A 23,738-nucleotide genomic window follows, 5' to 3' on the forward strand; every position below is an offset into this window, starting at 1 on the left:
GTTCATCGCGCGTGGGCGAAAGTGAAAATTGGAGGTATCGGACAATAAATGATAGTGAAATTTGACGAACTCAAAGCAATAACAAAACAGGCATTCTTGAATCTCGGACTCAGTGAAGAAAACGCAGAAATTTGCGCGCATGTTCATTGTTCATCAAGTGCTGACGGAGTCGAGAGTCACGGAATGAATCGCGTTCCCCGTTTTGCTGAATACGTTAAAAAAGGCTGGATTAACGTAAATGCTAAATGTGAACTCGTAAAAGCTAAGGGCGCAGCAGAAAACTATGACGGGCATTTGGGAATCGGCGTAATTAATGCGCTTTTTTGCTCAGATAGGGCTATGGCTCTTGCAAAGGAACACGGAATCGGACTTGTCGCGCTGAAAAATAGTACTCACTGGATGAGGGGCGGCACTTATGCGTGGAAAATGGCCGAGTCAGGTTTTGTCGGAATAAGCTGGATCAGCACAGAAAGTTGTATGCCCATGTGGGGGAGCGATGTAGAAAGCGTCGGCAATAACCCATTTTGTGTAGCAATCCCGCGTGAAGACGGTCAAATTGTCGTTGATATGGCAATGAGTCAATATGCTTACGGAAAATTAGGCGTTTACAGACTCGCAGGTAAGCAGTTACCTTATCCGGGCGGCTTTGACAAAGAAGGCAATCTCACAACAGACCCCGCAGCAATCGAAGAATCACGGCGAATCCTCCCGACAGGTTATTGGAAGGGCACGAGTCTAGCTATTGCACTTGACTTGGCCGCAGCAGCAATTTCTAACGGGTTAGTCGGTTCTGACATGGACGGCGAAAATTATAGAGGCAGCTGCACAGGTTGTTCACAAATTTTTATAGCGGTTGATCCGTATATGTTTGGGAGTCATGACGAGATTCAGGAAAAATTAAACCGTCGAGTCAAAATCGCAGACAGCGCACACCCAATCGACCCCGCTCACCCCGTAAAATGTCCGGGAGAAAGCACGATTTTACGCCGCAAAAAAAGTATGTCAGAAGGCGTTCAAGTTGATGATATAATTTTTGAACAAGTGAAAGCGCTCGCAGACGGTCGGGAATTTGCCGGCCACATCGAGTAAATTTTTATAGGAGGGTAAAATTATCATGTTCACAGGAAAAATTAAGGAAGCAGCAAAGTATGATTATCTCGCGGAAAAATTCAAGCTGGGCTATAAGTGGCTTGCAGAAAACGACATTAAGTCAATGGCCTTAGGAAAATACGAAATTTCTGGCGATGACGTTTTTGCGGAAGTCCAGAGCTACACGACCGAACCAGCAGACAAACGCAAATTTGAGACCCACGACAAATATTTTGATATTCAGTACATGGTCGAAGGTGCAGAAATGTTCGGAGTATGCGCCCGCGAAGGTCTCAAGCTGACAGACGCTCCGGAAGGCAAAGACGTAAAATTTTATGATGATCCGGAAATTTTCGGCATGGTGTTATTGAACGAGGGAGATTTTATCGTCGTCTCAACAGAAGAAGCCCACAAACCCAGATGCGCAGCCGGTCAGCCCGCAAAGGTGAAAAAAGTTGTAATCAAAGTTAAAGCATAACAGGAGGAAAATTTTATCATGAGACAAAATGTTTATGATTTAGGCGGAGGCTTAAGACTCGTCGATCTGTCAAAACTTGTTGATCCTGCGACTGAAACTCGACGCTGCAAATTGTATCGCTTCAACACCGGCGGACCGATTCCCGATTTTCACACGAACGTCGATATCATGACTCACTTAGGGACTCACGCTGAATGCCCCTATCATCATAACGATAACTGGCCGGACGTTACTGGAATCCCCTTAACAACTTTTGTAGGACGCGGCGTTTATGTAGATTTCAAAGAGTCCTGCGCTCCTAATTCGCACATTACAGCCAAAGACTTAGACCGCGAGGCAAAAAAAGTACGTGAGGGCGATATTGTGATAATTGACTCGTCTTACAAGTTAAACCCCTTCACACCCGACACTAACACGGAGAAAGATAAAAGACTCTTTGTCAACGGCGAGACAGCAGAATGGTTTAAAGCCAAGAAGGTCAAAGCAGTAGGATTTGGCGACGGCGTGTCAATCGAGAACTGCAACGAGGACGTAAAGCCATTTCACGATATTTTATTAGCTGAGGGCATTATATTTATTGAAGTCTTGAAGAATCTCGAAAGCCTGCACAAAGATGTATTTTTCATGTCATTTGCACCGCTTCCCATCGTAGGACTTGACTCGAGTCCCGTTCATGCTTATGCAATCGAGGGTATAAAGGAGTTCTCCGAATGAGAATAGCTGTAATCGGCGCGGGAGCAATGGGTTCAATTTACGGCGGCAGACTCTCGCAGAACAACGAAGTATATTTAATCGACACTAATCCGGCAGTAATTGAGGCTGTAAACTCTGACGGACTAAAACTTGAGGAAAACGGCGAAGATAAAATTTTTCACCCGAAAGCAGTCGCAAAAACTGAAGGATTTAAACCCGTCGATTTGATTATATTGTTCGTGAAGGCTTTATTTTCGCGCGCAGCACTTGAGGGCAACAAGCATTTAATTGACTCTCATACTTATTTAATGACTCTGCAAAACGGTTCAGGCCATGAAGATATTTTGTCGGAATTTGTGAAACCTGAGCGAATCATAATCGGCACAACTGAAGACAACGGCGCAGTATTAGCCCCCGGTCATGTCAGGCACGGCGGAAAAGGCAATACAAATGTAGGAATGCTCGTAAAAGATTCTGACTCGTTCCTCCCAAAGTTGAAGGAATCATTTGACTCGTGCGGATTTAATGTCAGGATTCACGAGAATATTCAACAGTTAATCTGGAATAAATTATTTGTCAATGTCGCATTGAGTGCCGTTACTGGTGTCCTAAAATGTGAGATCGGCTTTATCACTGCAAACGAGAACACATTTAACCTCACGAAAAAATTATTGCATGAGGCCGTAACAGTCGCACACGCATTAAATCTCGAAGCAGACGAAAACGCGTTACTTGACGAAATTAGAGAGGTCGCAAAAAATTCCCCGCACGGTATTACTTCAATTTGCGCTGACATGAGAGCAGGCCGAAGAACTGAAGTCGACACGATAAGCGGTTCAGTCGTGAAAGCTGCTGCAAAATGCGGAGTTAGTGTCCCTTGTCATGAATTTATTGTGAATCTGATTCATGCGATGGAAAGTGTAAAATCTTAACGAGGTGAAAATTTTCATGAAAGCAGTACGAATTATCGAGCCTTTCAAAGTTGAATGTATTGACGTACCTAAGCCCGAACCCAAAGAAGGCCAAGCGTTATTAAAGATTATGTCTGCTGGGATTTGCGGATCTGACATAGGCGCGTTCAGAGGCACTAATAATCTTGTGAGTTATCCCAGAATTATCGGTCATGAGCTGTCAGCTGTTATTGTGTCGATTCCTGCCGATAATCCCAAAGGGTTGCAGCCCGGCGATAGAGTCGTTGCTGAACCTTATATGTTCTGCGGTAAGTGCTACCCATGCAGAATCGGCCGAACAAATTGCTGTACTCATATGCAGACTTTAGGTGTTCACAGAGACGGCGGAATGTGTGAATATTTTTGCCATCCTGCAAATATGCTCGTGAAGATCCCCGACGGAATGACATGGGAACAAGCAGCAATGGCCGAACCTTTAACTATTAGCTTGCACGGGATTCACAGAGGCGGACTCAAGGCTTGCGAATTTTGCGCAGTTATCGGAGCAGGCCCAATCGGTTTAGCTGCTGCAATGGCTGCACAGGCTTATAACGCACACGCGATTTTAATCGATATAGTTCAAGAAAGACTCGATTACGCAAAGAAAGTCGGCATTGAATACACTATTAACTCAGCAAATGAGAACACAGCCGAACGAATCGCAGAAATTACCGGCGGAGACATGGCGCAGTTAGTAGTCGAATGTTCCGGCGCAAATTCACAGATTAGAGCAGCTCTCGATTATGCATCACACGCAGGGAGAATTACTCTAACCGGCTGGCCAAAGAAAGAAACGAGTCTCCCGACAGATTTAATCACGAAGAAAGAATTAGACATCAGGGGCGGACGCAACAGCGCAAAAGAGTTCGAGGAAGCATTAGAGTTAATACACTCAAAGCGCGTCGACATGGAGAAATTATTAACGAAGGTCGTATCAGTCGAAGAAGCTCCGGCAGCGATAATTGACATCGAGAAGAACCCCGGCAATTACATGAAAGTTATCGTTAAATTCTAATTTAAGCGCGAATAAACTTTTTTTCCCCTGTTGAGTACTTCAGCGGGGGAAAATTTTTTTTGCATTAGTGTATAATAACAGCAAAATTTTTCAGGAAGGAATGAATCAATCAATGAATACAGCTTTAGACTTAGAAAATTATGATGTTGATATTGATGTTCGAGCGTCCTTAAATGAAGAGCGGGAACTTATGGACACAGAGGAATTAAGGAAAATTGCGCGGGGAATAATCGCACAGCATAGAGAAGCATTCGAGGCACTTGCAAATGCGTGAGATAACATTAGAACAAGTCATAATTTTGCACTCTGACATGATTAGGGCGACGGGCGGCAGCGATGGAATCAGAGACAAAGGTTTGCTTGACTCGGCAGTAAATGCACCGTTTCAAACTTTCGGCAGTTATGACGTTTACCCGACAATTTATGAGAAGGCTGCGAGATTGGGCTTCGGTCTTGCGCAAAATCATGCATTCGTCGACGGAAATAAAAGAATCGCGGCTTTAATTGTATTAGAATTTCTCAAGATTAACGGGATAGAAATTGACTGCACAGAATTTGAATTATTCTCGTTATTCTATAAGCTGGCAGCCTCTGAAATCTCGTTTGAATATCTCGTCGAATGGATAAAGACTCACGAAGCCCATTAAAATTTTTACTCAAAATGGTACTCGCCGCTCCCGTATCATTTCATTAAAGCGTTCTGTTATAAATTCCCGTTTTATTTCCTGCTTAAATTTTCTGTCGCGAATCAAGTGCCATAAAGTTACAAGAATCCCCCCTACATCAAGCCGCTATTGCAGTGTAAAGAATATTGCTTCCTGACGCTAACGTATTATTTTGCGGGTCTTGACTTCATAGACTTTTGGCGAGCTGTATTTTTCCGGATCATAAAATAATCTGTGAATCAATGCGACAATATAATTTATTAATTCTGCGAGGGCTGCTCCTCTTGTAATGCTCCACATGTCGACGTTAAATTTTGTCAGCAAAGTTTTTGACAAGTCATTATCGATAGTGCTAATAAACGGCACCGGGAGTCCCTGCTTCGTGAAATAATCTGTCCCGAAATGAACTGCTTGACGTAATATTGCTGCGGGTAAAGTCATTTTATCGGCCTTTATCTGTTCATATGCGCGCGTGAAAATTTGCGGAGTAGGCACCAGACCCGTTATTATCGTATTATTTACGTTATATGACGTAAAATCTGATGTAGTAAGAGAGTCCGACAAAATATTAACCTGCCCAAATATCCAGCCCATTATCGGATCATGTCCCAGCGTCCTGAATCTATGGCTCGTCCCTGCAAGTCCTGCTTCAAATTGCGCGCCTCCTTTTATCGCGTCATAAGGCACTGAAGCAAGCAAAATATCTTGATAACTCTTTGGGATAAAGCCTTTCATTAAATAAATTATCGTCTTCAGTGTGTGAATTGAATCTGAATTTATCATTTGAAAGCACGTACCATCGCACGCACTGTATAGCCGTCGCAAGAAAAAGAAATGTTATATCGAGCCCGTTTAAATTAGTCTTCTGCTCAAATTCGCGGTCAAGGTCATCAAGAATTTTTTCAGAATTGTGCGCTACATCTGCGACCCTGTTAGACTCGTCAATTATTTTGTGCATGTTGCGAATCGTTTTATCTGTCTGAGAGTCAAGTTTTGCTGATTCGGCGTGCAAAGTCTCAAGTTCTGCGCTTAATTCCCGCCGTCTTCGCATTATTTCTTGAATATTCATAAATTTTCACACTCCCGAAAAAATGGAGCCCGCTTTTATTGCAGACTCCGTTAAAATTTTGTCTTATGCTGCCTTTGCTGCTTCCCTTTGAGCCTCTACTTGTTGTAAATTCTGATAATATCCGGCTGTCTCTGAATCAATGCTAAGACCTTTTTGCTTGAGACCTCGTGCACAGCCTTCAATTTCTTTGACGAGTTCTAATGCTTCAAATGCGATTTTCTCTGCTTTCTCGCGTGAAAGTTTATGAGATTCTATTTCATGCTGAAGTCTTGCAAGCTGATTGAAAAATTCTTTTGCCTGAGAGCGTAATTTACTCTCGTACTCTTTGGATGCTTTATTGTATCCGCGCTTTTCGCCTTCTGTCCTTGCCTCATCAGCTTTTATATCCGATAATAAACAGTACGCAAATAACAATCCTGTACCCTTTGCAACAGTAGCTACACTTACACCGCATATTGTTGCAGAACCAATCGCAGACGCAGCCGCCAACGCTATAGCACTCCCAGCCGCCGTAGCACCAGCAGCAATAGCTCCGCCAACAAAGGGTATTATGAGAATTACTGAAATGTTCATAAGCAAAATTATTAATTTTTATTGTTTCGCCGTCAATCCTCCGTCAACGCACAAAATTTGACCCGTTATAAAATCTGCTGCCTCACTGCACAAAAATAACGCCGCTGAAGCAATGTCCTTTTTCTGTCCGATTCGCCCTAATGGTATGCGGTTTATTAGTGAATCATAAAAATTTTTGTCGTCAAGCTGGAAAGAGTTTATCTGCGTCCTAACAAATGTCGGGGCTATGGCGTTCACGTTGATATTATATTTTCCCCATTCACATGCTAATTGCTTTGTGTACATGTTTAATGCGCCTTTGCTCGTGCAGTATGCAATATAATCTTTGTCGGTGCCGATAATGCTTTTGACTGACGAGAGATTTAAAATTTTGCCGGCTCTCTGAGGAATCATGAATCTTTTTCCGGCCTCGCGCGTTATGTTGTGAAGTGAGTTAATGTTCAAGTTCATTACGTTAAAGAATGAGTCAGAGTCATAATCTTCAGCAGGCAATAAAATATTTTTCCCAGCGCAATTAACGAGAATATCAAGCCGCCCGAAATCCTTTGCGATTCTGTCCATGAGTGAATTAATAGAGTCCTGATTTGTAATATCGCATTTAATCCCGCAAAAATCTTCGGAGTCTTCAGCCTTACGACCGCAAATAATAACTCTCGCGCCGTAATCTTTAAAAGTTTTCGCAATCTCACCGCCGAGTCCTCCGTTACCGCCGGTTATAAGCGCAATTTTGTTATAAAGTGAGAAAATATTTTCAAGCATGATATTTTTTCCTCCTGTTCTTCCTGTTTATAAGTCATTGAGTCGAGCAAGTAATCAAAAATTTTCTGCATTGCCGAGTCCTGTATAAATTCCGGCGAATCTTTGCAGCCTCCGTGAAAAGTCTGCGTTATCTCCATCTGCGAAAAAATTAAATCAAATTCAGGCGGCTGGCCCAACAATCTATCACCAAATGACGCAAGAGCCTTCAAATACTGCACGTCCCATTTCGGCACAATTGAAATATTTACGACGGGAATATTATATTTGCGGTAAATTTTATCGTCGCTTTCGGGCAAAAATTTCACGAGTTCTGTATTATGACGGCCAAGCAAATTTTTATTTGTTAGACGCTTTATATTGCCGTTAATTACTATTGAGTCCCCGTAACCGCACAAATCAAGATTTATCACTCCTGCAAATGACTTCATATTATGAGTCTCGGCGAAAAATTTTGCTCCCTCGTGATTATTTTCTTCTGCGTCGGTAAATACAAATTTTGCGGAAATATTTCGCGACTTTAACTCGTGATATAAATCAATTAATATGCAGACCGCCGCGACGTTATCATTTGCACCGCAAGAAAGTCTGTAATTATCATAATGAGCCGAGAATAAATATTTAGAATCTATGCCCGACTCGAATTCGTAATTAATTATGCCGCCTTGAGAGTCTTTAATTTCGTAATTAATTCCCTCGCCTGATAAAACGCTTTCAAGTGCTTTGCGCCTCTCTAGTAAATCACACAGCGACAAATTTTTTACATGACGGCTAATAACACGCATTTAACGGAACTTTTATTACTATCTTGCGAATCTTGGCCGGTTTATTATTAACAGCTATTGCAGGCACATGAACGTCCCACGGAAAATAAATCGCGAACGTCCCTATTTCCAGCGGTATTAAGCCCTCTCGAATGTCAGCATTATTCTTGTAAAATAAAATATCGCGCGGGGTATCTAATAAATTTTCATCAACGATATTGCTTCCGTCGTCGTTATAGAATGCAGCGTTTTCCGGGCCTCCTAGACACAAAAACTGAACGTCTATAAATTTTCTGTGAATCTCAGGACGCAATTTTTCGCGCGGACTCGTCTCAATGTCTAGCACCTGCAAAATCATATCTGTATCAGCAAGTTTTATATCAAATTTACCGAGTTCATGGCTTGCTAAGTCCTCATTCTTTAAAAATTTCAATGCAGCAGCAAGAGGAGCAGGCAATAATTTTATCTGCGTGTCAAAAAATTCGTTGTTCACATTCCCGTAAATCATAATAACAGTCCTCCATAAAAGCAATGAATCAAAAAATAATCCCTCCCGCATTATAACAGGAGGGAAAAAATTTTATTCCGCAAAAATATCTTCAGTCTTTACAGCAGGCTCTATTACTTCTGAGTCGCTCTCTTCAACCTTTTTGCGCGTGGGCTTGTAGCTGATACCTCTGAATGGGTCTGCTCCCGTTCCTGCCGGTATTAAGTGTCCGATTATAACATTTTCTTTCAGGCCGTTTAACGGGTCTAACTCGCCTTTAACTGCTGCACCCGCTAAAACCTGCGCCGTTTGCTGGAATGATGCCGCACTCAAGAAGCTGTCTGTTGCAAGAGCCGCTTTTGTGATTCCATGAATGAACGGTTTGCACTCCGGCATTTCTCGCATTTTGCGCACAAATGTAAAGTCCCGGATTAAGTGATATTCATCAATTTTTGCATTTGCTGCCCTCGCGATAATCTCAAGGGGATTCAATGCCGCAATTTGTTCAATAACTGAGGCCTTTAACTCTAGTCCCGGCTTGACTTTAAATAATGAGTCGTCTTCGGGGTCGTCAATAATTTCAGGTTCAGGCTTTGACTCGATAACTGGTGCTGCTGATTCTTCCTCGTCATCGTCGGAGTCTTCAAAGATTCCTGCAAGAGCTTCGTCTAATTCCGGCGTTGATTCTTCGGTGTTAGATTCTGACTCTTGTTCGGGCTTCTCTTCTTCCGGAGGTCTGCCAACTTTGATTTCTTCATATTTAACAAGTGAAGGATCTGCAACAGTGAGACTCAGCAAAAATTTATTTCGTAATTTACTCGTCAAGAATTTCACAAGCACGTCATAACGCGTTAAAATGCCGTCTTCAGTCTCTAGCCTGTCAATTTTCCCTGACGCAAAATCTTCTATTACTTGAGAGTCAATATTTCTGCCGGTTGCTTCACCGTCTTCGAATAATTCTTTGTCCCATAATTCTTTGCTCATCAGCAATTTTTTAAGGGAGTCGACGACATCAACTTTTTCTACTGCGCTCCAAACTTTTATATCACGCAAACCGCTTTGTGAAATATCCTGCGCAAAAGTATCATTTACGAGCGTATCTTTAGGCTGTACCAGTCTTACACCGGCCATTACGTCTTCAGCAGCCCATTTATTATTTGTGATTCGTGTGAGAGCGTCTCTGTCTCTGATACGAATAATAATCGGGTCTCCTGCCGTAATTTTTCGGAGTTCATCGCGTCCGAGCTTGATACCCTTTTTGATTTTACTTTTGCCGATTTTGACATCACGTACGAGTCTCATGCCCTCCATTTTTCTGCGGAAGGCTGCACGTCCGAGAATCACGTCAACAATTTGATCTTCATGCTGTACAGTCAATAAATTAACGGAGCTTCCGGGAGTCAAAATTTTCGTCAATGATTCCTCGTCTAATTCCTTGCCGATAATGTCCTGTAAATCCTCGTCTTTATCAGCTTTGATTAATACATCGCCCGCAAAATTATCAACAGCGGTTTTGATTCGCTTCTCGTTGTCTGACAAAATTTCGGCCTTGACCTTCTCTACGTCGTCCTCAAATACCATATCGCCCGCAACAAATGAAGTATCGCCCTCTTCAATGACTCTGACTTTATTTAACGGCGCAACTTTACGCAAAATTACTTCAATGTGCTTATTATTTATGCTGACACCCTGAGAATGATAGACATATTGAATTTCGTCGACCAACATTTTTTGTACTGCGTCAATGCCTTCAACCTCTAATAACTGCTGAGGATCGACGCTGCCTTCTGTCAAATGAGTATCTTTCTTAACCTCTCCGCCTTCTTCTATGTCCTCGCGTAATTCCTGTCCTGACGGTATCGCATGAGTCAATTTTTCTGTGCCGTCATCGTTAGCAACAATAACTTTGCGCTTGCCTTCATTTGCGCGAATCTCTTCAACGTGGCCGTCAATGCCCGCAAGAATCGCAACTTTTCTTGGCCGTCTGACCTCAAATAACTGCTCGATTCTCGGAAGACCCTGCGTTATATCTTCTGCCGAACGTACTCCGCCCGTATGGAATGTACGCATTGTAAGCTGCGTGCCTGGTTCGCCGATTGATTGTGCTGCAACGACTCCAACTGCTTCACCGATCGGAACTAATTTACGCGATGATAAGTCAGTTCCATAACATTTTTGACACACACCTTTTTTCAGTGCACAAGCTAACGGGCTTCTTACCCATACTTCTTGGATTCCGGCGGCCTCGATTTCCTTTGCGAGTCTTTCTGTGATGATTTCTCCGCCCTTGACGATTAATTTATCGCCCGCAAAAATGTCATGAAGTGCAGTTCTGCCCGCGATTCTGTCAGCTATGCCGATCATTACTTTTCCTTCGCTTAATAATGGCCTTATGCTGATTCCTTTATCTGTTCCGCAGTCGTGTTCAGTTATTATTAAATCCTGCGAGACATCAACGAGCCTGCGAGTCAAATAACCTGATTTCGCCGTTCTCAATGCCGTATCAGCGAGTCCCTTTCGTGCACCGTGAGTCGAAATGAAGTACTCAAGCATATTCATACCTTCACGGAAATTTGCCGTAATGGGATAATCGATAGTTTTTCCGGTCGGGTCTGCCATGAGTCCGCGAATACCTGCCATTTGTCCCATTTGACCGAGTGAACCTCTTGCGCCGCTCTCGACCATCATTCTAACGGGATTATCGACGCTCATATGTTCCTTTATTTTTTCGGCGATAGTTCGTGTAGCTTCTGACCATAATTTACTCTTTTGATCTAAATATTCATCATAGGTCAAGAGTCCCATTTCGTAATTTTCTTTTGCGATGTTATCTTGCGCTTGAGTCTCGCTCGTGATAATTGCTTTCTCGTCGGGGATTCTCACAGCCTGAACGCCGAAACTTATTCCGCTCCTTGCTGCCCAGTGATAGCCGAGTGATTTAATTTGATCTAACATTTCAACGACTCCGGGCCTGTCGACTTGGTCATAAGCGTCATCAAGCAAACGCCCGATTCTTTTCTTGTCGAGCTGCTCATTAACGAATCTCAATTTTTCAGCGATTCTGTTATTAAACATTACACGGCCGGGGCTGGTCTCAAAAAATGTTATGCGAGGATTCCCCTTTACTGACTCTAAATTATCAGCAATTACAGCTTTCCCCTTGTATGAATATTTGCGCCTGCCTCTGACTTTGCCCCATTTTTCGGGATCGTCCTTCAGCCAGATTTTAGCGTTTACATGTACGACACCGTGAGAAATTGCGCTCATTACATCATCAATGTCTGAAAAGTGCATACCCTCGCCCTTGAGTCCGTCGCGCATATCAGTCAAATAATAAACGCCTAAAACTATATCTTGTGTCGGCGTAACAACAGGCTTCCCGCTCGCAGGAGACAACAAATTATTTGCTGACAACATCAATAATCTTGCTTCGGCCTGAGCTTCAATGCTTAATGGAACGTGAACGGCCATCTGATCTCCGTCAAAATCTGCGTTAAAAGCTGTGCAGACCATCGGGTGTAATCTTATTGCTTTGCCTTCCATTAAAACCGGCTCGAATGCTTGAATACCAAGTCTGTGCAAAGTAGGCGCACGATTCAACATAACGGGGTGATCCTTGATGATGTTTTCGAGAATTTCCCAGACCTCACCGCCGCCCTTCTCGATTCTGCGTTTTGCGTTCTTGACGTTAGGAGCTATACCGCCTTCAACTAATCTGCGAATCACAAAGGGTTTGAATAATTCTAACGCCATTTGCTTTGGTAGTCCGCATTGATAAATTTTCAGAGTCGGACCGATAACTATAACGCTTCTTCCGGAATAATCTACGCGCTTCCCTAAAAGATTTTGACGGAAACGGCCTTTTTTGCCCCTCAATAAATCCGTAAGACTCTTTAACGGTCTGCTTCCTGCTCCTAATACAGCTTTCCCGACGCGGCCATTATCTATTAAAGCATCAACACACTCTTGCAGCATTCTCTTTTCGTTCCTGATTATAATTTCGGGAGCGTTGAGAGCCTGCAATTTTTTGAGTCTGTTATTGCGATTTATGACTCGACGGTACAAATCATTTAAATCACTTGTCGCGAATCTTCCGCCGTCTAACTGCACTAACGGTCTTAAATCCGGAGGAATTACCGGCAAAACATTAAGTATCATGGACTGAGGCAGAGAGTCACTCTTCCTGAAATCTTCTACAACTTGAAGACGCTTGACCAACTTTCTTTTTTTCTGGCCGGTAGTGTCCGCAATCTGTTCACGCAAAGAGTCAGCAACTAAATCAAGATCGAGCCTGTTAATTAGAGTCTGGACTCCGTCTGCACCGATTCCAGCTTCGAAATCTTCATCATAAGCGTTACATAAAATTTGCTGGCGTTCATAAATTACATCAGCTTGGTTAAATGGCGAGTTCCCCGGCTCAATTACTAAATGACAAGGATCGTCAACAACTTTTTCATGATGGGCGACTCTGAATCTTCCGGGATATTTCTGCTCGACAAAATTTAACTCACTGCGCGACAAAATTTCTCCCTTGCCATAGGGTAATTTCACGGCACTTGTTACGATAAAAGCGTCATTATTGCCGATTTTAGCACGCACTGAGTCATCATCAGCTTTTGACGCTGGGACAACTGCTCCGGCTTCGAGTCCTAAATCGGGATTTGCAGCACTCAAGACAAAAGCGGGTTCAATTTTTATGCTTTCATCGCCGTATTCAGTCTTATATTTTGCAGCCTGCGAGGCCGTTATAACGTCTCCGACCTCAACAGGAACATTTTCAATTCCCTCTAATATGAATGCTTCTTCATATTGAAGTGTTTCATCATAATGAGCGTGAATCTTTAATTCGCTTTCCGACACAATTGCACCTCTGGGAGCTAAATCCGGCCGCTTTGACTCTATAATCTTGTAGGCCTTCTCGCTTTTTCTTGTGGGTGCGAAATAAATAACTTTTTCGAGATCCTTTGCGCTTGTGCCGAGCAATAAACTTAATCTGCTGGGGATTCCGCGCAAATACCAAATATGAACAACGGGGACAGCTAAATCAATATGTCCCATTCGTTCACGTCTGACTCTGTTGTCTGTAACTTCGACTCCGCAATGTTCACAGATAACGCCTTTAAATTTCGGGCCTGAACGCTTATATTTTCCGCATTTGCATTCATAACTTCGAGTCGGGCCAAAAATTTTTTCGCAAAATAGTCCGTCTGTTTCGGGTCGCAGAGTCCTATAATTTATTGTCTCAGGCTTAGTAACTTCTCCGCTTGAGATTTCGTGTATTCTTTCAGGAGTCGCTAATTTGATTCTGACTCCGGTAATTTCTTTCACTGGCAAGGCTAAATTTCCCCCTCTCTAAAATTTTCGGGGTCTTCTTCGTCCTCGAATATATTATCCATGTTCGGCTCTTCCTCAAAAATTGAGTCGTCGGGCATATTCATTAAATCTGCTGCGCTCGGTTCCTGTTCGGGTGCATCCTCAAATATATCTTCCATGCTTGACGGCTGCTCGATATTATCAGGCATTGACTCCGGTTCCGGTTCGGGCTGAGGTTTTGCGCGGCTCTTTCTCTGTTTTCGCTGAGGTGTGAAAAATTCCGGCGATTTGCTGCCCTTGAATACTGGTTTATCGTCGTCTTCAAGCGGTATATCTCCGTGCGTGCCGTCTGAATATTGAACATCGACATCAAGTCCGAGTCCCTGCAATTCTTTCACCAAGACTCTAAAACTTTCGGGGACTCCCGGTTTAACGAGGCTTTGACCTTTTACAATGCGTTCATAGGTCTTATCACGTCCGCGAATGTCATCAGATTTAACCGTCAAAATTTCCTGCAAGACGTTAGCTGCTCCGTAACCTTCAAGCGCCCAAACTTCCATTTCTCCGAATCTCTGACCGCCGAACTGTGCTTTACCTCCGAGAGGCTGCTGCGTTATTAAACTGTACGGACCTGTAGATCTCGCGTGAATCTTGTCATCAACTAAATGATTTAATTTCAGCATATACATACAACCGATAGTAACTTTTTTGTCCATTGGCCTGCCTGTTCTGCCGTCGCGAATCGTAATCATTCCGTCTTCTGTCAAATCTTTATATTTTGAGGCTGCTATCTTGCGCATTTCCGCAAAAATTTCGTTCTCGTTTGCGCCTTCAAAAACTGGAGTCGACACGTGCCAGCCGTTATTTAGCGCGACAAATCCCATAATAGTTTCAAGGACTTGGCCGAGATTCATTCTGCTGGGAACGCCCAAAGGATTCAACACAACATCAACAGGAGTCCCATCAGGCAAAAACGGCATATCTTCAACGGGTAAAATTCTGCTGACAACGCCTTTATTTCCGTGACGGCCTGCCATTTTATCGCCGACTGTAATTTTTCGTCTTTGAGCGACATAAACTTTTACAGAACGAATTACCCCCGAACTAAGTGCTTCAGGGCTTGAACGTCTGTCCATCTGCTTAATTGCTACGACTTTCCCCCATGAACCGTTTGGCAGCTTCAACGAATTATCGCGTACTTCTCTAGCTTTCTCGCCGAAAATTGCGCGTAATAATTTTTCTTCCGGTGATTGATCCGACTCGCCTTTGGGTGTAACTTTTCCGACAAGAATATCACCTGCGCTGACTTCTGCACCGATTCTGATAATTCCGTCATCATCGAGATTGCGTAACATGTCCTCGCCGACATTTGGAATATCGCGCGTAATTTCTTCTGCGCCTAATTTTGTTTCGCGTGCGTCGATTTCGTACTCTTCTATATGAATCGATGAAAATTTGTCTTCCTTCACGAGATTTTCACTCAATAAAATAGCGTCCTCGAAATTATAGCCCTCCCAAGGAACAAAAGCGACTAACACATTATGACCGAGTGCAAGCTCGCCGCCCTCGATTGCCTGACCGTCTGCAATGATTTCACCCTTTGCTACTGTCTGACCCTTTTTCACTAATGGGCGTTGATGAATCAAAGTTGACTGATTCGAGCGTCTAAATTTTATTAGTTCATAAATTTTTGTGCGTCCGTTATTGTTCTTGATCTTGATTCTATCGCTGTCTACATAAGTTACAACTCCGTCATCAAGTGCTGTAACGCATGAACCTGAGTCGCGCGCGATTCTGTGTTCGATTCCTGTTCCTACAAGCGGGGCTTCAGGTGCTAACAACGGTACGGCCTGACGCTGCATGTTAGATCCCATTAAAGCTCTGTTTGCGTCGTCGTGCTCAAGGAACGGGATTAAAGCTGTTGAAGGCGAAACAATTTGACGCGGTGAAACGTCCATATAATTTACCATTTCGACGGGAACAGTAACTATTTCATCTGCGAATCTTGTCGGGCAGGTCTCACCCTTTATCGTGATTCCGTCTGACTCTAATTCAGTATTTGCCATAGCTACATAGCTTTTGTCTTCGTCGTCGGCTGATAAATAAACAATTTCGTCCGTTAATTTGCCGTCTTTAACTTTTCTGCGCGGAGTAACTAAGAATCCGTGTGAATTTAAGCTCGCATATGTCGTCAACGATGAAACAAGCCCGATATTTGGACCTTCTGGAGTCTCAATCGGACATACTCGGCCATAGTGCGTGTAGTGAACGTCTCTAGCTTCAAAGCCTGCGCGCTCTCTGCTCAAACCTCCGGGGCCTAACGCTGAAAGTCTGCGCCTGTGTGTTACTTCTGCTAACGGGTTTGTCTGATCCATAAACTGTGATAACTGGCCTGAACCGAAAAATTCACGCAAACATGCAGCAATGGGCCTTACGTTGATTAATTCGCGCCCGGTTACTTCATCAAGATTCGGAATTGTCGTCATACGTTCTTTGACGATTCTTTCCATTCTTAATAGACCGATTCTAACTTGATTCTGCAATAATTCACCGATTGAACGTACTCTGCGATTTCCTAAATGGTCAATATCGTCGCTGCGTTTGTCTTCGGCCTTCATGGCAAACATTTCTTTGATTATTGCAACTACATCACTAAGAGTTAATAATTTGTCGTCTTCAGAAATTGACATGTTCAGACGGCGATTTAATTTGTAGCGTCCGACCCTGCCGAGAGTATAACGCCTCTCATCTTGAAGCATTCCATTAAAATAATCGCGTGCGTTCTCGACTCTTGCCGGTTCATTAGGGCGCAATTTCCTAAAAATTTCCTGCATTGCCTCATCGGGACTCTTTGTCGCGTCCTTCTCGAATGTCAGCGCAAACGACGGATCCATGTCATAAACGTTTATACCGTCCTGATTATTATTATCATTGCTGTAAAGAATATCAAGAGCTTCACGGGTTACGGGTCTGCACTTAGCAACGATTAATCGTCCGTCAGAATCAAAAACGTTTTCGGCTGCAATTTTTCCGCGCATTTCCTCGCTAAATTCCATGAAAACAGGCTGAATCCCGAACAAGTCTATAATTTCTTCGTTATTCTTAGCTCCCAGAGCTTTTAACAGGAGAGTCGCGTTTAATCTTCTTCTGTTATCAATATTAACTGATACGACATCGCCGGGCCCCATAGCAAAATCAAGCCATGCACCCCGATCCGGAATTAATTTCGCCGAACAAGAATCGCCGGAATGTGTGAAATAAATTCCTGCCGACCTTGCAAGCTGATTAATTACGACTCTTTCAGTGCCGTTAATTATAAATGTTCCGCGTTCGGTCATTATCGGGAAGTCCCCTAAGAAAATTTCTTTGTCTTCCTTGCTGACCTGCGTTCTTGTATTCGTGAGCCTTATTGTAGCTTTTATCGGCCTTGCCCACGTCATATCCTTCTGCCTTGCTTCTTCCTCTGTTATTTTCGCTTTGTCAATCGTATAGCGCACAAACTCAAGAGCATAATTTCCGCTGTAATCCTCAATGGGGAATATTTCCTCCAGAAGCTCTTGAAGTCCTTGCGAAGCCCTTAAATCGGGGTCTACGTTGTCCTGATAAAACCATTGATACGAATCTCGCTGTACCTCTATCATATCAGGCATTTCTGTTACGTCATGAGCGCGTCCGAAAGTATATCTCTCCCGGGTCTTGCTGATTGGAACAAACTCAGGCAAATTTTAAACCTCCCCTGACAGTCTGTCTTATCATATATCATAAAAATATCAAATATCGTAAAAAAATTTTCCGTAGCGCAATGATGAATATTAGCAAACAGATACAAACACGTCAAGCGACATGGTTATATCTCCGTAATTTTGCGCAAATTTATTGTAGGTTTTATTGTTAATGAATTATGCCCGAAAGAGGACTCGAACCTCCACAACCTTGCGATCACTAGAACCTGAATCTAGCGCGTCTACCAATTCCGCCATCCGGGCAGGTGAAAATATTTTAGCAGTGTATAAAATTTTTGCAAGTGTGCTAATTTTAGCAGCTCTTCTTACGCACAATTACAGCACCGGGGATAAATACGCAAATATCCATTTCCCGTTCAATTTTCTGAATATGGGCTGGCATGTATTTGAAGAGATAAGCACTTTTCTCCGGCTCCCAGTCTGGGCACCATTGCAGAAATTCACATCTATCCTGCATATATTTAAAAAACGGCTGAGAGTCTAAAACTTTCGGAGGGTAGGCGGGATAAGCTCCCATACTTCCGCAAACTAAATCTTCAATAACGAAAAATCCTCCCGGCGCGACTAAATCCCAAAATAACTCAAATGAACGTCTTTGATCTCCCCATGCGTGTGAAGCGTCGTCGAGAATAATAAATGCTTGAGTTACTGCCGATTTAAGCTCGTCAAAAGTTTTCTGCTCGGTTGCGTCGCCGATTACAACGTGAATGCGCTCTGTCTCGTGGCGTTTTGCTGTCTCGTCGAGGTCTACCCCGTAAATTTGTGCGTTAGGAAAATATTTCTCCCACATCCTTAATGAAGCTCCGTCCAAGCAGCCGAACTCAATTAACGAAAATTTTTCGCCCCTGAACGAATGAAATAAATAATCATAATGACGCAAATAATCATGTGCAATAAACGCAGGATCGCTGCCGGGCATGATAGACGCTTTGTCGGTACCGCTGACGAATCCATATTTGTCGAGTAAGCTGCCTTGCTGTGATGTCAATAAATCGGCCTTGCGCTTTACTTCTTGTGAATTGACGTAGAAATTATTATAACGCCGCAAAAGATTCTTGACGATTCGCTTAATTCCGAACACTTGAATCACTCCTGATGAAATTTGAAATTGTGATAAAAGCTGCTGACAGAACCGCGAATAAAAAATTTTTATTTGTGTAGGAACTATAATAATAGGAAAGTGTTACAAGACTACATTTCACGAGCCACGAGCCACGAGCCATTATACAAATTTTCGCGCAAAACTGTCAACCCCTTTCAATGAAAAAATTTTTTATTTATTGCAATTATATCATAGTGAGAGTTATAATAAGTCAGCTTTCATAAATTAATCCCATTCACGCAAAGAAAATAATTTTACAACTACATTTACAACTACAAAAATGTGCAAATTATTTAGTGTACGCAAATATTCACGCAGAAAAAATTTTCATTAACGCATAAATTTTCACACAAAAATTTTCTGACTCGCAATAAAATATTTCTCCATAAACCTGTATAATTACCATTAACAAATTCAGCAAAAAATTTAATAATTTACGCAATTAATTTCGCAGCAAAATTTTTTTATCATGGGAGGTATTTACTTATGAAAATTGTAAAACGCTTTCTCGCCGTAGTTCTCGCATTATTAGTCGTAATGTCGTCTTTGACTCTTGACGCTGAAGCCCGCGTTCGTTCTAGGAGATACCGTCCACGCACTTATTCAAGCCAGAGACTCAGTGCACGCCGTAGAGCAGTAGTCAGACGCAGAGCATTACGAAGAAGAGCATCCCGACGCAGAGCCGTTACAAGACGCTACAGACGTTATTAAATATTAAAGACTCGCTGTAAAGGCGAGTTTTTTTGTGCAAGAGTGTATAATCATTCGCGTAAAAATTTTTCAGGAGTGATTATTTATGAATCTTACAGTAATTGGCACGGGATATGTAGGGCTTGTAACCGGTACATGTTTCGCGCGGTATGGAAATAATGTAACTTGCGTTGACGTGAATAAAGAAAGAGTCGAGACTCTCAAAAACGGCGTTGTCCCGTTCTATGAACCCGGCCTGCAGGAAATGATGACTCGCAATATAAATGAAGGCCGCTTAAAGTTTACTGACTCGACTGCTGAAGCGTTGAAAGATTCTGAAGCGTGCTTTATCTGCGTTGGGACTCCTCAATCACCCGACGGAAGCGCAAACATGCAATATATCGACAGTGCAGCACATGACATCGGCGCAGGAATGATAAAAAATTTGCTCGTCATTGTAAAATCTACAGTTCCCGTCGGTACAAATGCACGCGTTCAGAAAATTATCAAATCCGAATTAGACTCACGCAATGTAAACTATCAATTATTTATGGCCTCGAATCCTGAATTTTTGCGCGAGGGTTCATCACTTACAGATTTTCTTGAGCCCGACAGAGTCATAATAGGAATAAACGATCCTGAATCACGAAAAATTTTCGAGACCCTTTATTCATTCTTAGAGCCTGCAAAATTATTGTTCATGGACACTAAATCAGCTGAAATGTCAAAGTATGCAGCTAATTCAATGCTCGCGTGCAGAATCTCATTTATGAACGAAATGGCCGGAATCTGTGAACACGTTGGAGCAGATGTCGAGAACGTAAGAAGAGGAATCGGCCTTGACGCTAGAATCGGTAAAAAATTTTTGAATGCCGGCTGCGGTTATGGCGGTTCATGCTTCCCAAAGGACGTAAGAGCATTAAGAGACTTTGCACGTGCTGCAGGTTATGAGCCTCAGATTTTAACAGCTATTGACGACGTGAACGAGCGCGCAAAAAAATCTTTATTCGCAAAACTTTCGGCCAAGTTCGACAATTTATCCGGAAAAGTTATCGCGATATGGGGACTCGCCTTCAAGCCTAAGACATCAGACACAAGAGAAGCACCCGCGCAAATTTTGATTCGTTCATTACTTGAGGCAGGCGCACACATTCAAGCGAGCGACCCACGAGCAATAGACGAGACCAAACAAGTTTTAGGCGAGCACAAGGGACTTGTTTACGTAAATGACATGTACGACGCTGTGAATAACGCCGACGCACTTGTAATCGTTACGGAATGGGATATTTACAAGCAGCCCGATTTTGAGCGCATGAAAAATTTAATGACTCGTAATTTAATAGTAGACGGCAGAAATTTATACTCACTCGACGACATGAAAAAACGCGGCTTTGAATATATTTCAATGGGAAGACCTGAAGCATGAGAAAAATTTTTGTAGTTATTGCGTGCCTGTTAGTTGCTGGGTGTGCATTCGGAGAAGATATTATCACTCTCGAACGTGAAGCGCATATCTTGAAAGTAGAATTTAATAGACTGGGCAAAGACGGCGACCCATTAGAACGAGAAGCAGTTTTGCGCAAAATTATAGATAATTGCAAAGGCACCGAAGAAGGCGAGTCAGCTTATTGGGAATTAGCAGATTTATATCTTGATTCATTTCCTGAAGAACGCCGCAAGGAAGCCCGCGAGATGTTAGAGTTGTGCTTAAAGAATTATCCTGACTCGAGTCGCGCTGTGATGATTAAATGCAGGTTAGTTGATTTATACGACGATAAAGACTCAAAACGTGCAGATTTAATCAGGACTCTTAAAGCTGATAAAAATTTGCCTAATTTATTGCGCGCTTCAATGTGAGAAAATCTCGATTGACAAAAATTTATCGCAGTGTAAAATTGTGCATAGTGTAATTCTGCGTATATTCACTGAAATATTTTATATTTATTATTCCGAAAGGAGTGCTTTACTTATTATGAAGAAAGTTTTAGCATTAGTAGTAGCAGTGTTTGTTCTTGCAGCAGCAGGTTCAGCACTTGCAGCGGGACACGATCCTGTACCTGTTACCCCCACACCTGACCCCACACCTGCAGCAGATGAGGTTGTAACAGAGTATGAGCAGATCGGCACAGCAACGCCAGTTACAGTTACTGTTATTAAGGTAGAAATTGCTAACGTTCCAACACTTGCCCAAATTATTCAAGCAGTAACAGCTGCAGTACAGGCTGCTATTGAGAATAATACGGCAATCAGAGCTATGGGTACTCTTAGAACAAATGCCAACATAGTAGAAGTTGCAGATTCGACTTCAGCTGCTGATAAGATGGCAAATGCTCAGGCAAGATTAGCAAGTTTAGGCGGAAACAGAACAGCAATCGGCGCACTTCCTCCAATGAGAGTAAGGGAATCTGGTGCACAGCCTATAACTCTTCCGAAGTTTAACGAGAAATTTTACGGATTAGCACCTAGAATCGATCTGTTTGGACGCAGCAAGAGCAGCAGTTTACTTGCATCCGTAAAAACAGCAGCAGAGGGAGAGACAGTATTCCTTAACAGCAGCGGTGATCAAGTTTCAGTTATTCCCGACGGCAGTAATGGAGAAGAAGCGGGCATGCTTACAGCAGTTGTTCAGATGGAAGCCGGCGAAGTATATGATCCTGCTATCTCGGTTTCAGAAGCAGAAGCTAGTTCAGTTTTAAGTGCTTCTGATTATGAAGCCCCTCAAACAGTTTCAGTTCCTATATATGCCTCAGAAGCAACAAAGAGGACGCCTTATTTCTCTACAAGCGTTCCTGATGCAGTTATGACAGCGTTTGCCGCGAAATTTGGAAGCGGGTATGAAGAGATTCCGGCTGATGCAGTAGGCGGTTCATTTGATACTAAACTTCCATCATCAACAAGTGAAGCGTGGGAATATGCACAAGTAAATCAGATGCCTCTGCTTTCACTTGATAACGGCAGCTACATAGCACAAATTAGCTTTGATCTTAGCGACATTAGAGGAGAAACGCTCTATGAAGATGAACTCGGGGACATAATTTTCTTCTTCCCGTTCGGCGCAGCTGGTAGATCAACAGTCGCAGATTACACGCTTGTTGACGCAAATATGACAGAAGTATATGACGCTAGTGAGATAGTTGCTACGAAGCCTTATTATATTGCGTTCACAGTATCTAACGGCTCGATTACGGCAGCAAAAACTGAATTCTCGCCCGTTCTCTTGACAAGAATAGCAACTGGTGAAGAAGAACCTAGTTACGGCGGCGGCGGTTCAAGCGGTTGCTCGACAGGATTCAGCGCACTTGCATTAGCAGTTCTCGGCGGTTTATTCGCTTTACGCAGAAAGCAGTAATTACACTAACCCCTAACCAGAACTAACACAACAAAATAGTTTGCGTCCCTTCTTTTGTTCGAGAGTGAACAGCTGAAGGGGCGTTTTCGTATGCGCTATAATATTTGCGGAGGTGCATTTACTTGAATCATTATATTTGCTTCGATGCAGGTACTCAAAGCGTTAAGGTTGCAATTTACGACGAAAACGGGAATCAAATCGCAGTCAACGTGAATCCGACGACTCTTTATTATCCCAATAGCGGCTGGGTAGAAATGGACGTGAAAGAATATTACTCGCTCGCGTTAAAGGGCATGAAGAAATGTGTTGAAATTTTGCGCGAAAAAAATATTTCCCTCGACTCAATCCGTTCAATAATGGGCGACGGTATAATTTGCGGAATTGCCGGCGTTGACGAGGACGGAATCGCGATTACTCCTTATATAAATTATTTGGACTCAAGGACTCAATCAGACGCGGATTATTTATGTTCGTTGAATCTTGATATATGGGCGCGTGAGACAGGAAACCCTGAGCCTTTGTGCTTATTTCCTGCATTATTTGCGCGCTGGCTGTTAAAGAATTTCCCCGACTCTAAGCGAATCAAAAAATTTGTTCACAATGCCCCGTATATTTTAATGCGTCTTGCTGGCTTGAAAGCTGACTCGGCCTTTATTGACTGGGGAGCGATGTCCGGCTGGGGACTCGGTTATAACGTGATTAATAAAACTTGGTCGGACGAACAGTTAAAAATTTTAGGTATCGACAAAAATTTAATGCCTGCGATAAAGAAGCCTTATGACGTAATCGGCAAGTTATCGCGTGAGGCAGCGGAATTTACCGGACTCCCTGAAGGAATACCCATTTGCGCGGGAGCAGGCGACACAATGCAGTCATTATTAGCGTGCGGAGTTTTTGAACAGGGACATGCTGTCGACGTTGCAGGAACGTGTTCGATGTTTTGTATTTCTACGAATGGGATTATTCCGGGCTTGAGCAAAAAAGGTAACGCATTAATCTTTA

The 23,738-nt window shown here is 42.9% G+C and carries 20 protein-coding genes, 1 tRNA gene and 1 pseudogene; 12 read left to right on the forward strand and 10 right to left on the reverse strand.

The genetic code is table 11. The features are described 5' to 3' along the window. Nucleotides 1-48 precede the first annotated feature (48 nt). The 7 genes and pseudogenes from yiaK (at nt 49) to IJT21_06170 (ending at nt 4,872) form a co-directional block, all read left to right on the forward strand. Nucleotides 49-1,089, forward strand: a pseudogene (gene yiaK / locus IJT21_06140) (3-dehydro-L-gulonate 2-dehydrogenase). 25 nt (nt 1,090-1,114) lie between these two features. Further along, nucleotides 1,115-1,567, forward strand: a complete 453-nt coding sequence (locus IJT21_06145) for a YhcH/YjgK/YiaL family protein (GenBank protein ID MBQ7577825.1) — start codon at nt 1,115-1,117, stop codon at nt 1,565-1,567. Between the two features lie 18 nt (nt 1,568-1,585). Then, a complete protein-coding gene (locus IJT21_06150; GenBank protein MBQ7577826.1) occupies nt 1,586-2,281 on the forward strand; it encodes a cyclase family protein in 696 nt (231 codons plus the stop codon). Then, nucleotides 2,278-3,192, forward strand: coding sequence for a ketopantoate reductase family protein (locus tag IJT21_06155; GenBank protein ID MBQ7577827.1), 915 nt, complete (start codon nt 2,278-2,280; stop codon nt 3,190-3,192). Before IJT21_06150 ends, IJT21_06155 begins: the two co-directional genes overlap by 4 nt. Before the next feature lie 16 nt (nt 3,193-3,208). Then, the gene (locus tag IJT21_06160; protein MBQ7577828.1) at nt 3,209-4,225 is read left to right on the forward strand and encodes a zinc-binding alcohol dehydrogenase family protein; all 1,017 of its coding nucleotides are present in this window, start codon (nt 3,209-3,211) and stop codon (nt 4,223-4,225) included. Nucleotides 4,226-4,337: 112 nt separating this feature from the next. Further along, complete coding sequence (locus IJT21_06165; protein ID MBQ7577829.1) at nt 4,338-4,499, forward strand: hypothetical protein; 162 nt, start codon at nt 4,338-4,340, stop codon at nt 4,497-4,499. After that, the gene (locus IJT21_06170; GenBank protein ID MBQ7577830.1) at nt 4,492-4,872 is read left to right on the forward strand and encodes a type II toxin-antitoxin system death-on-curing family toxin; all 381 of its coding nucleotides are present in this window, start codon (nt 4,492-4,494) and stop codon (nt 4,870-4,872) included. Before IJT21_06165 ends, IJT21_06170 begins: the two co-directional genes overlap by 8 nt. A gap of 177 nt (nt 4,873-5,049) precedes the next feature. Here the strand turns inward: IJT21_06170 and IJT21_06175 are convergent, their stop codons facing one another. The 10 genes from IJT21_06175 to IJT21_06220 form a co-directional block, all read right to left on the reverse strand. After that, the gene (locus IJT21_06175; protein MBQ7577831.1) at nt 5,050-5,625 is read right to left on the reverse strand and encodes a hypothetical protein; all 576 of its coding nucleotides are present in this window, start codon (nt 5,623-5,625) and stop codon (nt 5,050-5,052) included. Then, nucleotides 5,567-5,959: a hypothetical protein gene (locus IJT21_06180; protein MBQ7577832.1), complete on the reverse strand. Its 393-nt coding sequence runs from the start codon at nt 5,957-5,959 to the stop codon at nt 5,567-5,569. Before IJT21_06180 ends, IJT21_06175 begins: the two co-directional genes overlap by 59 nt. Nucleotides 5,960-6,022: 63 nt before the next feature. Then, nucleotides 6,023-6,532 (reverse strand): hypothetical protein, encoded by a 510-nt coding sequence (locus IJT21_06185; GenBank protein MBQ7577833.1) that lies wholly within the window; start codon nt 6,530-6,532, stop codon nt 6,023-6,025. A gap of 18 nt (nt 6,533-6,550) precedes the next feature. Further along, nucleotides 6,551-7,291 (reverse strand): SDR family oxidoreductase, encoded by a 741-nt coding sequence (locus IJT21_06190; protein ID MBQ7577834.1) that lies wholly within the window; start codon nt 7,289-7,291, stop codon nt 6,551-6,553. Then, on the reverse strand, nt 7,246-8,073 hold the full coding sequence (locus IJT21_06195) for a M28 family peptidase (GenBank protein MBQ7577835.1): 828 nt from the start codon (nt 8,071-8,073) through the stop codon (nt 7,246-7,248). The genes IJT21_06190 and IJT21_06195 overlap by 46 nt, the downstream gene beginning before the upstream one ends. Further along, a complete protein-coding gene (locus IJT21_06200; protein MBQ7577836.1) occupies nt 8,060-8,560 on the reverse strand; it encodes a YhcH/YjgK/YiaL family protein in 501 nt (166 codons plus the stop codon). The genes IJT21_06195 and IJT21_06200 overlap by 14 nt, the downstream gene beginning before the upstream one ends. 72 nt (nt 8,561-8,632) lie before the next feature. Next, nucleotides 8,633-13,873: a DNA-directed RNA polymerase subunit beta' gene (gene rpoC / locus IJT21_06205; GenBank protein ID MBQ7577837.1), complete on the reverse strand. Its 5,241-nt coding sequence runs from the start codon at nt 13,871-13,873 to the stop codon at nt 8,633-8,635. A gap of 2 nt (nt 13,874-13,875) precedes the next feature. Further along, nucleotides 13,876-17,574, reverse strand: a complete 3,699-nt coding sequence (locus IJT21_06210; protein MBQ7577838.1) for a DNA-directed RNA polymerase subunit beta — start codon at nt 17,572-17,574, stop codon at nt 13,876-13,878. 180 nt (nt 17,575-17,754) lie between these two features. Next, nucleotides 17,755-17,838 (reverse strand) — tRNA-Leu (locus tag IJT21_06215). Nucleotides 17,839-17,887: 49 nt separating this feature from the next. After that, entirely contained in the window at nt 17,888-18,676 is a 789-nt protein-coding gene (locus IJT21_06220; protein ID MBQ7577839.1) for a class I SAM-dependent methyltransferase, read from the reverse strand. Between the two features lie 507 nt (nt 18,677-19,183). Here IJT21_06220 and IJT21_06225 point away from each other — a divergent pair. From IJT21_06225 to IJT21_06245, 5 genes are all read left to right on the forward strand, one after another. After that, on the forward strand, nt 19,184-19,408 hold the full coding sequence (locus tag IJT21_06225; protein ID MBQ7577840.1) for a hypothetical protein: 225 nt from the start codon (nt 19,184-19,186) through the stop codon (nt 19,406-19,408). Between the two features lie 85 nt (nt 19,409-19,493). Next, nucleotides 19,494-20,813 carry a UDP-glucose/GDP-mannose dehydrogenase family protein gene (locus IJT21_06230; protein ID MBQ7577841.1) on the forward strand — a complete coding sequence of 440 codons (1,320 nt, stop codon included), beginning with the start codon at nt 19,494-19,496 and terminating at the stop codon, nt 20,811-20,813. Beyond that, a complete protein-coding gene (locus tag IJT21_06235; protein ID MBQ7577842.1) occupies nt 20,810-21,244 on the forward strand; it encodes a hypothetical protein in 435 nt (144 codons plus the stop codon). The genes IJT21_06230 and IJT21_06235 overlap by 4 nt, the downstream gene beginning before the upstream one ends. A 115-nt stretch (nt 21,245-21,359) precedes the next feature. Beyond that, nucleotides 21,360-22,736 (forward strand): hypothetical protein, encoded by a 1,377-nt coding sequence (locus IJT21_06240; GenBank protein MBQ7577843.1) that lies wholly within the window; start codon nt 21,360-21,362, stop codon nt 22,734-22,736. Nucleotides 22,737-22,858: 122 nt separating this feature from the next. Then, nucleotides 22,859-23,738, forward strand: an 880-nt coding sequence (locus IJT21_06245) for a carbohydrate kinase (protein ID MBQ7577844.1), incomplete at its 3' end; no start/stop codon positions are given.

This window comes from Synergistaceae bacterium (genome assembly GCA_017443945.1).
Taxonomy (GTDB): Bacteria; Synergistota; Synergistia; order Synergistales; family Aminobacteriaceae; genus JAFUXM01.